The 12162-nt window shown below is 58.8% G+C and carries 12 protein-coding genes and 7 tRNA genes; 5 read left to right on the top strand and 14 right to left on the bottom strand.

The window, feature by feature from the left end:
* Positions 1 to 85: 85 nt before the first annotated feature.
* The 6 genes from ACWF8S_RS05200 to ACWF8S_RS05175 form a co-directional block, all read right to left on the bottom strand.
* Positions 86 to 173 (bottom strand) — tRNA-Ser (locus tag ACWF8S_RS05200).
* A 93-nt stretch (positions 174 to 266) separates the two neighbouring features.
* Complete coding sequence (locus ACWF8S_RS05195; RefSeq protein ID WP_447555781.1) at positions 267 to 770, bottom strand: YiiD C-terminal domain-containing protein; 504 nt, start codon at positions 768 to 770, stop codon at positions 267 to 269.
* A 16-nt stretch (positions 771 to 786) separates the two neighbouring features.
* Positions 787 to 1347 carry a nitroreductase family protein gene (locus ACWF8S_RS05190; RefSeq protein ID WP_447555780.1) on the bottom strand — a complete coding sequence of 187 codons (561 nt, stop codon included), beginning with the start codon at positions 1345 to 1347 and terminating at the stop codon, positions 787 to 789.
* A 54-nt stretch (positions 1348 to 1401) separates the two neighbouring features.
* The gene (queF, locus tag ACWF8S_RS05185; protein WP_447555779.1) at positions 1402 to 2235 is read right to left on the bottom strand and encodes an NADPH-dependent 7-cyano-7-deazaguanine reductase QueF; all 834 of its coding nucleotides are present in this window, start codon (positions 2233 to 2235) and stop codon (positions 1402 to 1404) included.
* A gap of 15 nt (positions 2236 to 2250) precedes the next feature.
* The gene (locus ACWF8S_RS05180; RefSeq protein WP_447555778.1) at positions 2251 to 3024 is read right to left on the bottom strand and encodes an ABC transporter permease; all 774 of its coding nucleotides are present in this window, start codon (positions 3022 to 3024) and stop codon (positions 2251 to 2253) included.
* A complete protein-coding gene (locus ACWF8S_RS05175; protein WP_447555777.1) occupies positions 3021 to 3983 on the bottom strand; it encodes an ABC transporter ATP-binding protein in 963 nt (320 codons plus the stop codon). The genes ACWF8S_RS05180 and ACWF8S_RS05175 overlap by 4 nt, the downstream gene beginning before the upstream one ends.
* 280 nt (positions 3984 to 4263) lie before the next feature.
* On the opposite strand from ACWF8S_RS05175, the gene ACWF8S_RS05170 reads away from it, so the two are divergent.
* Positions 4264 to 5886 (top strand): methyl-accepting chemotaxis protein, encoded by a 1623-nt coding sequence (locus ACWF8S_RS05170; RefSeq protein WP_447555776.1) that lies wholly within the window; start codon positions 4264 to 4266, stop codon positions 5884 to 5886.
* Positions 5887 to 6048: 162 nt separating this feature from the next.
* Here ACWF8S_RS05170 and ACWF8S_RS05165 read toward each other — a convergent pair.
* The 6 genes from ACWF8S_RS05165 to ACWF8S_RS05140 all read right to left on the bottom strand — a co-directional run bounded on the left by ACWF8S_RS05165 (position 6049) and on the right by ACWF8S_RS05140 (position 6589).
* Positions 6049 to 6123, bottom strand: a tRNA-Gly gene (locus tag ACWF8S_RS05165).
* Between the two features lie 19 nt (positions 6124 to 6142).
* A tRNA-Glu gene (locus tag ACWF8S_RS05160) sits at positions 6143 to 6218 on the bottom strand.
* Between the two features lie 19 nt (positions 6219 to 6237).
* Positions 6238 to 6312, bottom strand: a tRNA-Gly gene (locus ACWF8S_RS05155).
* A 22-nt stretch (positions 6313 to 6334) separates the two neighbouring features.
* Positions 6335 to 6410 (bottom strand) — tRNA-Glu (locus ACWF8S_RS05150).
* 5 nt (positions 6411 to 6415) lie between these two features.
* Positions 6416 to 6490, bottom strand: a tRNA-Gly gene (locus ACWF8S_RS05145).
* A gap of 23 nt (positions 6491 to 6513) precedes the next feature.
* Positions 6514 to 6589, bottom strand: a tRNA-Glu gene (locus ACWF8S_RS05140).
* Between the two features lie 308 nt (positions 6590 to 6897).
* On the opposite strand from ACWF8S_RS05140, the gene msrB reads away from it, so the two are divergent.
* From msrB to htpX, 4 genes are all read left to right on the top strand, one after another.
* Positions 6898 to 7296 (top strand): peptide-methionine (R)-S-oxide reductase MsrB, encoded by a 399-nt coding sequence (gene msrB / locus ACWF8S_RS05135; RefSeq protein WP_447555775.1) that lies wholly within the window; start codon positions 6898 to 6900, stop codon positions 7294 to 7296.
* Positions 7297 to 7394: 98 nt separating this feature from the next.
* Positions 7395 to 8372 carry a ribosome biogenesis GTPase YlqF gene (gene ylqF, locus ACWF8S_RS05130; RefSeq protein WP_447555773.1) on the top strand — a complete coding sequence of 326 codons (978 nt, stop codon included), beginning with the start codon at positions 7395 to 7397 and terminating at the stop codon, positions 8370 to 8372.
* Between the two features lie 31 nt (positions 8373 to 8403).
* The gene (locus ACWF8S_RS05125; protein ID WP_447555772.1) at positions 8404 to 9651 is read left to right on the top strand and encodes a pyridoxal phosphate-dependent aminotransferase; all 1248 of its coding nucleotides are present in this window, start codon (positions 8404 to 8406) and stop codon (positions 9649 to 9651) included.
* Between the two features lie 94 nt (positions 9652 to 9745).
* Positions 9746 to 10651, top strand: a complete 906-nt coding sequence (htpX, locus tag ACWF8S_RS05120) for a protease HtpX (RefSeq protein ID WP_447555771.1) — start codon at positions 9746 to 9748, stop codon at positions 10649 to 10651.
* Between the two features lie 135 nt (positions 10652 to 10786).
* Here the strand turns inward: htpX and ACWF8S_RS05115 are convergent, their stop codons facing one another.
* Both ACWF8S_RS05115 and ACWF8S_RS05110 read right to left on the bottom strand, forming a co-directional pair.
* Complete coding sequence (locus ACWF8S_RS05115; RefSeq protein ID WP_447555770.1) at positions 10787 to 11731, bottom strand: diguanylate cyclase; 945 nt, start codon at positions 11729 to 11731, stop codon at positions 10787 to 10789.
* Entirely contained in the window at positions 11724 to 12158 is a 435-nt protein-coding gene (locus tag ACWF8S_RS05110; protein WP_447556549.1) for a hypothetical protein, read from the bottom strand. The genes ACWF8S_RS05115 and ACWF8S_RS05110 overlap by 8 nt, the downstream gene beginning before the upstream one ends.
* Between the last annotated feature and the right edge of the window lie 4 nt (positions 12159 to 12162).

Raw genomic sequence — 12162 nt, 5'->3', positions numbered from 1 at the left:
CCGCTCAGTACGGCGTGAAGCGCGGGGTAAACCACCAGGCAATAAAAAAGCCCGCTGATCACTCAGCGGGCTTTTTTCAATTCGGTGGCGGAGGGGGAGGGATTCGAACCCTCGAAGCCTTTCGACTTACACACTTTCCAGGCGTGCTCCTTCGACCACTCGGACACCCCTCCGCATTTTTCGCTCCCGGGGGAGGCGTTGCCTTTCCCGACAGAACGGCGCGTATTCTATGGGGTAAGGCGTTAAATGGCAAGTCTTTTCCGCATTTACGCCAAAACCGCGTAGCTGCCGCTGGCTTGAAGGCAAAGCACATCGTGGCAGTAAAGCTCCTGCACCAACGCAATACGCCCCTTGCCACGGGCTTCAAGCCGTGCCAGCAGCGCTGCCGGGCCCTGGGGGTCGCTGGGCCTGCACACCAGGCGATAGTCGTCGGTGACCGGCGCGAGAAAGCGCTGGGAGGCTTCCGCGACCACGACATCGCGAGCCAGCGCATGTTGACGCAGCCAGAGCGTGACCCAGCACCACCCTTGCAGCGTGGTCTGCGCAGCAAGGGCACCGCCAAAGCCGGTGCCCTTGTCGTTAAGCGAGGGTGTTAACGCAAGCTCCCAGATCAGATGGCCGTTGCTTTGATGCATCTGTTCAAGACCGAGGGCTTCGACCATGGGGATCGCCTGGGTCAACCAGCGCTGGAAAGCGGGAAGGTCCTCCTTGTCCTGGGCAGGCAGCGGCAGGCGTGGATAAGCAATACCCGCCGTGCGAGTACTCGTCATGCGCCCTCCTCCAGGGTCAGCTCCAGTGCTCGACGAAGGTCTCGGTACTGTGCCGGGCCAGGGGTTTATGGCGACCGCCCAGAGTGCCCAGATAGATGAACGCCACGACCTCGTCGTCCTCCTCAAGGCTTAGTCCCTTGCGCACGACCGGGTCGAAGGCGTACTTGCCGCTTCGCCACATCGCTCCCAACCCCAGCGCATGGGCTGCCAGCAAGATGCCGTGGGCGGCGCAGCCTGCAGAAATCACCTGCTCCATCTTGGGCACCTTGGGGATATCCGGCGTGACCCTGGCAATGACGGCAATCACCAGCGGGGCGCGCAGCGGTTTCTGGCGTGCGGCGTTCAGGGTATCGTCCGTGGCGCTGGGGTCTTCCTGGAAATCCGCCTCGGCAAACAGCTCACCCAGGCGCACGCGCCCCTCTCCGCTGAACTCGATGAATCGCCAGGGGCGAAGCTCTTTATGGTCCGGCGCGCGAAGAGCAGCCTGGTAGAGGGCTTCAAGCTGCTCGGGGCTTGGCGCGGGTTCGACAAGCTTACCCATAGAGCTTCGCTCGTGAAGAAGCGTGAGTGCGTCCATACTTACATCCTTGGGTGGCCTGGTGGGCTTAGCGCTTCACTTTAGCGCAATGTTTCACTGTCTTGCCAGACGCAGTGAGCCCGGAGCCTCCATTCCCGGCGTTGCCCGCCAGGGGCTGATATCCAGCCCACCGCGGCGCACGTAGCGGGCCAGCACCAGAAGCTCGGTGGGCTCGGCGTGCGCCATCAGATCGGTGAAGATGTGCTCGACACAGTGCTCGTGGAAATCCTGATGCTGGCGAAAACCGATCAGGTAGCGCAAGAGCCCTTCCCGATCGATTCTGGGGCCCTTGTAGCGAATCATGACGCTGCCCCAGTCCGGCTGGCCGGTCACCGGACAGTTGGATTTGAGCAGATGCGAGTAGAGTGTCTCCTCGATGATCTCGCCATCCGCCTTCAAGTGCTCGGCGCTGGGGATATAATCATCGACGGTGATATCCAGATCATCCAGGCACTCACCGGGCAGGCGTGTGGGAGTGAGCGCGCAGTCGTCCACATCGAAAAGCTCGACACCTACCGGTGCCTTGGCCACCGCCGCCAGGTCCTTTTCCAGCACGTCGATCATCGCAGCACGGTTTTCAAAGCGCGTCTGATTGAAGCTGTTGAGATAGAGCTTCCAGGACTTGGACTCGATCAGGTTGGGCGAACTGGCCGGTAGCTTGAAGCGGGCCACTGCCACCACGGGCTTGCCACGGGCGTTGAGCCAGGAGACTTCAAAGGCGTGCCACTCGTCTTCGCCGATGAATGGTAGCGCGGTCTCATCGATGCCCAGGGGCGCCCGGTTGGCGGCGCGCGGGATAGCAAAGAGCAGCCCGGCGTCGTAGCGCTCGGGATAGGCAGAATCGCGCCCCAGGGGCGCGTTTTCCAGGGTATCTGGCCGATATGCCATGAAAGATTCCTTGAATTAGCTGCGAATACCGCGGCCACGCTCCAGCATGATGAGAGCGGCGGCGAACAGCACGATGATAAATGCAAAGATGGCGGCCAATGCCCACCCCACGGGAATATCCGACACGCCCAGAAAGCCATAGCGGAAGACGTTCACCATATAGAGAATCGGGTTCAGCATGGAGATGTTCTGCCAGATGTCGGGCAGCATCGAGATGGAATAGAACACCCCGCCCAGGTAGGTCAGCGGCGTGAGGATAAAGGTCGGCACGATCGAGATATCGTCGAACTTGTTCGCCAGCAGCGCATTGATGAACCCGCCAATGGAGAACAGCGCCGAGGTCAGTACCACCACCAGCACGGTCAGCAGCGGATGCTCGACGGTCAACCGGGTGAAAAAGAGTGAGACGACCGTCACGATCAACCCCACGCCCAGCCCGCGGGCCATTCCCCCTAGAACAAAGCCGGAGAGAATCACCCAGTTGGGCATGGGCGACACCATCATCTCCTCGATCGAACGCTGAAACTTGTTGGAAAAGAAGCTTGAAGCCACGTTCGAATAGCTGTTGGTAATTACCGACATCATGATCAACCCCGGAACAATGAAGTCCATGTAGTTGAAGCCGTCCATAGCGCCGATGCGCGAGCCGATCAGATTGCCAAAGATGATGAAGTACATGGCCATGGTGATGGAAGGCGGCAACAGCGTCTGCGGCCAGATACGCGTAAAGCGCTTGATCTCCTTGACCACCAGAGTCCATAGCGCAATCAGGGTTTGCGTGGCATTCATGCGCGGGCCTCCTTGGCGCGTTGTTCATCGATCGATTGCTGACCGCCTTCCACCATGGAGACAAACATCTCTTCCAGCCGGTTGGCGCGATTGCGCATCGAGACCACGCTGATGCCCTGGGCGCTGAGCCCGTTGAATACCGCATTGAGCTCCTGGCCGCGGTGAATGGCCACGGAAAGCTGAGAAGGCTCTATCTGCTGGAATTCGAACCCCTCCACTTCGGGAACGCGTTCAACCGGCGCGGCAAGGTCGAGTAAAAACGTTTCGGTATCGAGTTCGGCCAGCAGCTCACGAATGCTGGTGTCGCGCACGATTTCGCCATTATTGATGATGGCGATATTGCGACAAAGGCTCTCCGCCTCTTCCAGATAGTGGGTGGTGAGGATAATGGTGGTGCCTTCATCGCGATTGATACGGCGCATGTACTCCCACATGCTGCGACGAAGTTCGATATCCACGCCAGCAGTCGGCTCGTCGAGAATCAAGAGCCGGGGCCTGTGCATCAAGGCACGGGCAATCATCAAGCGCCGTTTCATGCCACCGGAGAGCATCCGCGCGTTACCGTTACGCTTGTCCCAGAGGCCCAGATCCGTCAGCAGCTGCTGTGCCCGAGGCAGCGCCTCGCGTCGGGTCATGCCGTAATAACCCGCCTGCGCCATCACGATATCCAGCACTTTCTCGAACTGGTTGAAGTTGAACTCCTGTGGCACTACGCCGAGCTGGTACTTGGCCTTGGCGAAGTCACGGTCGATGTCGATACCAAAGATGGACACCTCACCTTCAGACTTCTGCACCAACGAGCACACAACGCCCAGAGTGGTGGATTTACCCGCCCCGTTGGGACCCAGCAGAGCAAAGAAATCGCCCTGCTGGACATCGAGATTGATGCCCTTGAGAGCGTGAAAACCGTTGCCGTACACCTTGGTAAGGCCACGGATAGACAATGCCGGTTCGGCCATAAAGATGTCCTGTCAGCAAAATAGGGGTACAAAAAATACATGAGAGGCAACGATATCGGGGCGTAGAGACGCCTTTTCAAGCCATCAGCCCAAGGTGGCGAACGACGATTTCCTTAAAGCGCTAACTTTTTTAGCGCTAATTTTTATTAAACAAGAAAATTGTGTGAGCGTATGATCAACTAATACTTTAGTATTACGCACATGCCGCTGCGCTATAAAAAATCGCTTAGTAGGCAAGGGAATACACAACTTAAAACGAGAAAAACACATAATGAGTACCATGATTGCCCAACCCCTTATTGCATTTGCCGCCCAGCCCACTACCGAACGCCCACCATCCAGCGCCAGACGCGGCCTGGCCGCTCTCTCACTGCGCCGTCAACGATGGATCGGCGTGGTGGTTCTATGGTTGATCCTCATCATCATGATGACGGTAAACGTCCTGCAGAGCCGAGCATTGCTCAACGAAGAGCGCGAGCAGCGCATGGTCACGGCGGTGAATATCGCGGTATCGACCATCGCCCACTTCGACGAGCGGGCAAGCCAAAATGAAATATCGCTGGAAGAAGCCAAGACGCTGGCCTTTGAGGCCATTCGTGACATGCGCTTTGGTAAAAGCGACAACTACCTGTTCGCGTTCACTGGCGATCTGACCATGCTGGCCCACCCCAAACGCCCGCCTGGCCAGGATCTTTCTCAGGTGACCGACCCACAAGGCACACTGATCTTCCAAGCGATTCTGGACAGCGCGCGCAGCTCGGGCAGCGGCTTTACCGACTACTACTCCAACTTCCCCCGTGGTGACGATGCCACGCCTCAGGTTCATACCTACACCGAGGCTTACGCCCCCTGGGATGTATACGTATCCAGCGGCGTCTTCATGGGTGACATCAACCGGACGATCATGACCCAGCTGGCCAAGACCATTCTGATAGGCCTGGTGGCCGGGGTACTGGTAACGCTGGCGTTCTGGGGCATGATCTCGCTGATCCTGCGCCGCCTGGGGGGCGAGCCGGATTATGCGGCAGGCGTTGTGGCGCGCATCGCTCAGGGCGATCTGACCGCCCAGGTCGCCCTGAACGCCCGCGATACCCACAGCCTGCTTTACGATATCCAGCAGATGCGCGACAAGCTGCACGCCGCCATGCAGGAAATTCACACGACCAGCGCGGCAGTGGATCATAACTCTGCCGGCATTGCGGCAGGCAATCAGGAGCTCTCCTCCCGCACCGAGCAGCAAGCCGCCGCCCTTCAACAAACCTCGGCCAGCATGGAAGAAGTTACCGCCACCGTTCGCCAGAATGCCGAGAACGTCGAGCACGCCAAGGAGCTGGTGCACAACGCAGGCGAAACCTCTCAGATTGGCCAGCAAGCGATCAGCGAAGCCGTGATCTCCATGCAGGAAATTACCCGCGAGGCGAGCAAGATTTCTGAAATCGTCACGTTGATCGACAGCATCGCGTTCCAGACCAACATTCTGGCGCTTAACGCGTCCGTGGAAGCGGCACGGGCCGGCGAGCACGGCCGAGGCTTTGCCGTGGTGGCGGGGGAAGTACGTCAGCTTGCCAACCGCTCGGCAAGTGCAGCCCAGGAAATCAAGACGCTGATCAACGCCTCCAATGCCCAAGTGGACAACGGCGCCTCGCTGGTCACGACGGCCAAGGAACGCATGCAGCATATCGACCAACAGATTCAGCGTATCAACGACCTGTTTGCGGGCATCACCGCGGCCACCCATGAGCAGACCCAAGGCATCGAGCAGGTCAACGTGGCCATCGCCCAGCTGGATCAGTCCACTCAGGACAATGCGTCCATGGTTCAGCAGACGGCCCATTCCGCTCATGATCTGAAACAGCGCTCCCAGTCACTCAACGGCATCGTCAACCACTTCACGCTCAGCTAGGCATCACCGCTTACGCTCAGACATACCGTCTGGGCGTAGGTAGCTATCAACCACCTGTGCATAAATCACACGCACAGCAAAACGCCGTCGCAAAGATGGTAGATAGAAACGCTTTAGTTAGGGGATAAACAAGGGAGGATGGCTAACAGGAGGAGGTTTACATGGAGCGGGAAAAGAGATTCGAACTCTCGACCCTCGCCTTGGCAAGGCGATGCTCTACCACTGAGCTATTCCCGCAACGTAAACGCTTTCTAGATGGCGTCCCATAAGGGGTTCGAACCCTTGTTACCGCCGTGAAAGGGCGGTGTCCTGGACCACTAGACGAATGGGACGTATCAACATCTATTTGATTGGAGCGGGAAAAGAGATTCGAACTCTCGACCCTCGCCTTGGCAAGGCGATGCTCTACCACTGAGCTATTCCCGCTTATCAATACCTGCAACCGGAGTGGCGTCCCATAAGGGGTTCGAACCCTTGTTACCGCCGTGAAAGGGCGGTGTCCTGGACCACTAGACGAATGGGACGTATCTGGAGCGGGAAAAGAGATTCGAACTCTCGACCCTCGCCTTGGCAAGGCGATGCTCTACCACTGAGCTATTCCCGCACTCCGATCACCTGACGATGAAGTGGCGTCCCATAGGGGGTTCGAACCCCTGTTACCGCCGTGAAAGGGCGGTGTCCTGGACCACTAGACGAATGGGACGTTTCATTGCCTCGTCGAGGTGGCGCGTATAATACTCAGCCTGTATTTTGATGTCAAGCCACGCCTTTTCGATTTACACCTTTTCTTGTCTCTACAGCACTTTAAAGCCTGGCCCACAGGCGCTACGACCGTATTGCTGTCGGCGTCGGGGTACACCTGGTGGTATAGCCTGCTTGGATGACTTGCTTGGGGGCTCGGCGCTTATGGCCTAGACTGAAACTCATACCACTCAGGGTGGTCTGACAAAGGCTTTGCCAGTTTGACGAGCAAGGCTTTTCACCATTTATACGCCATCAAGGGAGGCGCCCATGGCCAAAATCGATAAATCGCCAGAGCAGTGGCGCAGCGAGCTGAGCGCCGAGCAGTACCGGGTCACGCGGGAAAAAGGTACCGAGCGTCCGTTCACCGGTGACTACCAGGTAAGCGACCAGCAGGGTATCTATCACTGCGTGTGCTGCCATGCGCCGCTTTTTGAAAACGAACACAAGTTCGAGGCAAGCTGTGGCTGGCCAAGCTTTGACCGGCCGTTGGGTAGCCATAGTGTGGAAGAGCATGATGATACCACCCATGGCATGACGCGTACCGAAGTGGTCTGCTCTCATTGTGATGCTCACCTGGGCCACGTCTTCCCGGACGGCCCCCGAGAGACCACCGGGCTTCGCTACTGTATCAATTCGGTCTCCTTGGAGTTTCATCCCAACGAGTAGGCACGCTCGATCTGCCCGACACAGCACCCCCGGGCTGTCATTCTGTTAGAATGACAGCCCGTTTTTTTGCCTCACCTTTGCGTTTGTAGGAGATCCCCATGCTCGGCTGGTTCCCCGGACATATGAACAAGGCCCGCCGCCAGATCAAGGAGGCGCTGCCGGAAATTGACGTGGTCATCGAAGTGCTCGATGCACGCCTGCCCTACTCCAGCGCCAATCCGATGCTGGCCGAGCTGACCCGACACAAGCCGGTGCTCAAGATTCTTTCCCGGGCGGATCTGGCAGATCCTGCACGCACCGCCGAGTGGGTGGCCTTTTTCGATGCCCAGGACGCCACCCGGGCGTTGGCCATCACCACCACCAACACCCGCGAGCTCAAGAAGATTCCCAAGCTTTGCCATGAGCTTGCGGGTGCTGTACGCGCCGACCGCGATGTTCGCGTGATGGTGATGGGCATTCCCAACGTGGGCAAATCCACTCTGATCAACGGTCTGGCCGGGCGCAAGATCGCCAAGACCGGCAACGAGCCCGCCGTCACCAAACGCCAGCAGAAGGTCCGTATCGATGGTCGCGTGGCGCTGATCGACACGCCCGGCGTGCTGTGGCCCAAGATCGAGGACCAGGCCAGTGCCTACCGGCTGGCTGCCAGTGGCGCGATTCGCGATACCGCCATCGAGTACACCGATGTGGCCATCGTGGCCAGTGCCGAGCTTGCCAAGCGTTACCCCGAGGCCCTCAGCGCGCGCTACAAGCTTGGCGCCCTGCCCGCCTATGAAGCGCCCGAAACGGCTCAGGACGTGGACGCCGATGGCCCGAAACGGCCGGACTTTCTCGCTTTGGCGGGATTTGACGGCCACGCGATCCTTAAAGAGATTGCCGCCAGACGCGGGGGGCTGCGCGCCGGTGGTGAGGTGGATCTGCACCGTGGCGCGGAGGTGCTGCTTCACGAGCTGCGCGATGGAAAACTGGGCCGCATTACGCTGGAAACTCCCGATGACATCCCGCCGGAGCCCTTGCACAATAACGCCGATAATGACCAAGACAGCACTCCCCCCTCAGCGCATAATAGCCAATAATCCCATCGACCAAGGTACTTCTGGACACCCCATGGATACGCCGCAACCCACCGAGCCCCAACCGCTTAAGAAATCGCACAAACTGAATAACGTCTGCTACGACATTCGCGGGCCCGTTCTCGACCACGCCAAGCGTCTGGAGGACGAAGGGCAGCGGGTATTGAAGCTCAATATCGGCAACCCCGCCCCGTTCGGGTTCGAGGCGCCGGAAGAGATCCTGCAGGACGTGATGCGAAACCTGCCCACGGCACAGGGTTACTGCGACTCCAAGGGACTTTACTCGGCGCGCAAGGCGATCATGCAGGAGTGCCAGCGCAAGGAAATCCCCGGGGTGGGGATCGAGGACATCTATATCGGCAACGGCGTCTCCGAGCTGATCGTCATGTGCATGCAGGCGCTTTTGAACGACGGCGATGAAGTGCTGATCCCCGCACCGGACTACCCGCTCTGGACGGCGGCGGCGCATCTTTCCGGCGGCCACGGCGTGCACTACATGTGCGACGAGCAGGCTGACTGGACACCGGACATGGCCGATATCCGCGCCAAGATCACCAGCCGCACCCGCGCCATTGTACTGATCAACCCCAACAACCCCACCGGCGCGGTCTACCCGCCGGAAGTGGTCAAGGAGGTGCTGAAGATTGCCCAGGCGCATAACCTGGTAATCTTCTCGGACGAAATCTACGACAAGATTCTTTACGATGGTGTCGAGCACACGTCGACCGGGGCGCTGGCCGACGAGGATCAGCTGGTGATCACCATGAACGGGCTTTCCAAGAGCTATCGCTGCGCGGGTTTTCGCTCTGGCTGGATGACCATTTCCGGGACGCTTGCCAAACAGCGCGCCCGGGATTTCATTCAGGGGCTGACCATGCTCGCCTCCATGCGCCTGTGCGCCAATGTCCCCGCGCAACACGCCATTCAAACCGCGCTGGGGGGCTATCAGTCGATCAACGATCTGATTCTGCCGGGCGGTCGGCTCTTGGCCCAGCGGGACATCACGGTGGAAAGACTCAACGCCATTCCCGGGGTTTCCTGCGTCGTCCCCAAAGGCGCGCTTTACGCCTTTCCTCGTCTGGACCCTCAGGTCTTCAATATCAAGGATGATCAGAAGCTGGTGCTGGATCTGCTGCTTCAGGAAAAGATTCTGCTGGTGCAAGGCAGCGCGTTCAACTGGCCGCAGCCGGATCATGTTCGCATCGTCACTCTGCCCTGGGCCGATCAGCTGGGTGATGCCCTGGACCGGTTCGCCAATTTCCTTTCCCGCTACCGCCAGTAAGGCGTGAAACTGTTCGGCCACGAGCCTATCCAATTCAACAACTTGAAACCGTCCTGGAAAGACATTTCCAGGACATTAAAGGGAGATAATCGACATGATGCGTATTTTGCTGTTTCTAGCCACCAACTTGGCGGTGGTGCTGGTGGCAAGCTTTACGCTACGCCTTTTTGGCGTGGAAGGTTACTTACGAAGCCAGGGCATCAACTTCACCGGGCTTTTGCTGTTCTGCTTCATCATCGGCATGGCGGGGTCGATGATTTCGCTTTTCATGTCCAAATGGCTGGCCAAAAGATCCACCGGCACCGTGTTGATCGAAGCGCCTTCGAACTCCACCGAGCAGTGGCTGGTGGATACCGTGGCCGAGCTTTCCCGCGAGGCAGGCATCAAGACACCGGAGGTGGGCATTTTCCCGGCCCAGCAGTCCAACGCCTTTGCCACCGGATGGAACAAGAACGACGCGCTGGTAGCCGTCTCGGCGGGGCTTTTGAACCGTATGCGCCCAGATGAAGTACGCGCGGTCCTGGCTCACGAAATCGGCCATGTCGCCAACGGCGACATGGTGACCCTGGCGCTGATTCAGGGCGTGGTAAACACCTTCGTGATGTTCTTCGCCCGCGCCGTGGCGCATCTGCTCGACGGTTTCTTGAAAAGCCGCAACGGCGGTGAAGGTGGACTGGGCTTCATGGGCTACTTTGCCGTGGTCATGGTGGCGGAAATCGTTTTCGGGCTGATCGCGTCGGCCATCGTTGCCTGGTTCTCGCGTTTTCGCGAATACCGCGCTGATGAAGCCGGCGCACGTCTGGCGGGCACCAGCGCCATGGTCAACGCGCTGGCGCGCCTTAAGGCCGAAACCGACATGCCCGACCAGATGCCGGACACCATGCGCGCCATGGCGATCACCAAGGGCCAGACCCGCTCGGTGCTGGAGAAACTCTTCGCCAGTCATCCGCCGCTGGATGATCGCATCCGTGCACTGAAAGAAGCGGCCTATCGTCAGTAGGCCGCCTGAACGTGCAAGTGTGCGCGCCGATCCCGACGCAGCCCTGCCACTGCAGATGAAGACAGCTGCGTCGGGTATCTTACCCACACAATGCCCCCTATGACTATCAAGAGGACGTTCAGTAGAGAACGTCTATCAAGAGGATACACAGAGCGCCGAGCGTGCACATCCTCTTCCGGCTGCCTTGGCTTCGTAGAGCAATTGATCGGCGGCTCTTACCAGCACTGACGCATCGTCCCCGGTTATCCACTTTGCCGTGGTCACGCCCAGACTGATGGTGACGATGGGTGCCACGTCCGACTTTTCATGAGCAAGCGCCAGCGCTCTGACGGCCCTCTCGAGTTCCTCGGCCTTGCAAGTGGCATCGAACAAATCGATGCCCGGCAAGAGGCAGGTGAACTCTTCCCCCCCATAGCGAGCAACCAGACCGCCCGGGAAATTCACATTCGTTCTCAGCGTCGAGGCGATGGCCTTGAGACATTCGTCACCCTTGAGATGACCATAGAAATCGTTGTAGCGCTTGAAGCAGTCGATATCGATAAAGAACATCGAGAGCGGCAGCTGGCTCTGCTTGCAGCGTTGCCACTCGATATCGAGCAGCTCGTCGAAATAACGCCGGTTGGCGACGCCGGTCAAACCATCCTTGAGCGCCAGCTCGTGCAGACGCAGCTTTTCCTGTTCGCGGCGTTTAAGCACGGCAGCAGAAATCTTCAACACAGCCGAGCGTAACAGCTCGGTGCTTTCATCGGGCATGGCAGGGTGAAGTCGAAGCGTCTTCTGGGTGCTTCGTGCAATACGAAAGACGTTGCCGCTGGCACCCCGATACTGAGCAACCGAGACGGACCGCCGGTTATTGATGTATTCAAAAGCCGGTGGAGTTACATCGCCCGGCGCCCAGGAAAGATCCAGCGCCCGTTCAGGAAGCAGACACCGGGAACAGATATCTCGCGCGCTGATCCCTTGGTTCAATATCGCCGCAGCGTCGGCAAACTCTTCGACAAACCCCAGGTTCCAATCGATCAAACGCTCGTGTGCGTCGAACATGGCAACGCTCTGGGTGAAAGAGTCGGTTTTATTCATTCAAGACGCCACGCTGCGATGCCAGTTGCGCCGACGCCATGGCGGTCCCCTCCACACGTGCACGGATCTTGGCAAAAGCGGTTTCCCGCGAGGTGGAAACATCATCGCAAAACGGTGAAAAGCCGCAGTCATCGGTGGTACCCATCTGCTCAAGCGGTATATGGCGGGCCGCTTGCAATACCCGCGCGCAAACTTCCTCGGGGGTTTCGATACGCGGGTCGTTGACATCGATGACCCCGATGAAGGCCCGCTGCCAAGGCTTCAGGTAGCGAGCGACGATCTTCAGGCCTCGCTCCGGGTCGGCCTCCGCCGCCATTGCGATATAGAAGTTGCCAGCCTTGAGTTCGAAGAGGCTCGGCAGCAGTTCGGCGTAGTCCACATCGGCACTGTGGGTAGCGTCGTGGTCCGCACCTGGGCAGGTATGGATGCCG

The sequence above is a fragment of the Vreelandella xerophytica genome (assembly GCF_968048975.1).
This window is presented reverse-complemented; position numbering and strand designations above follow the sequence as displayed.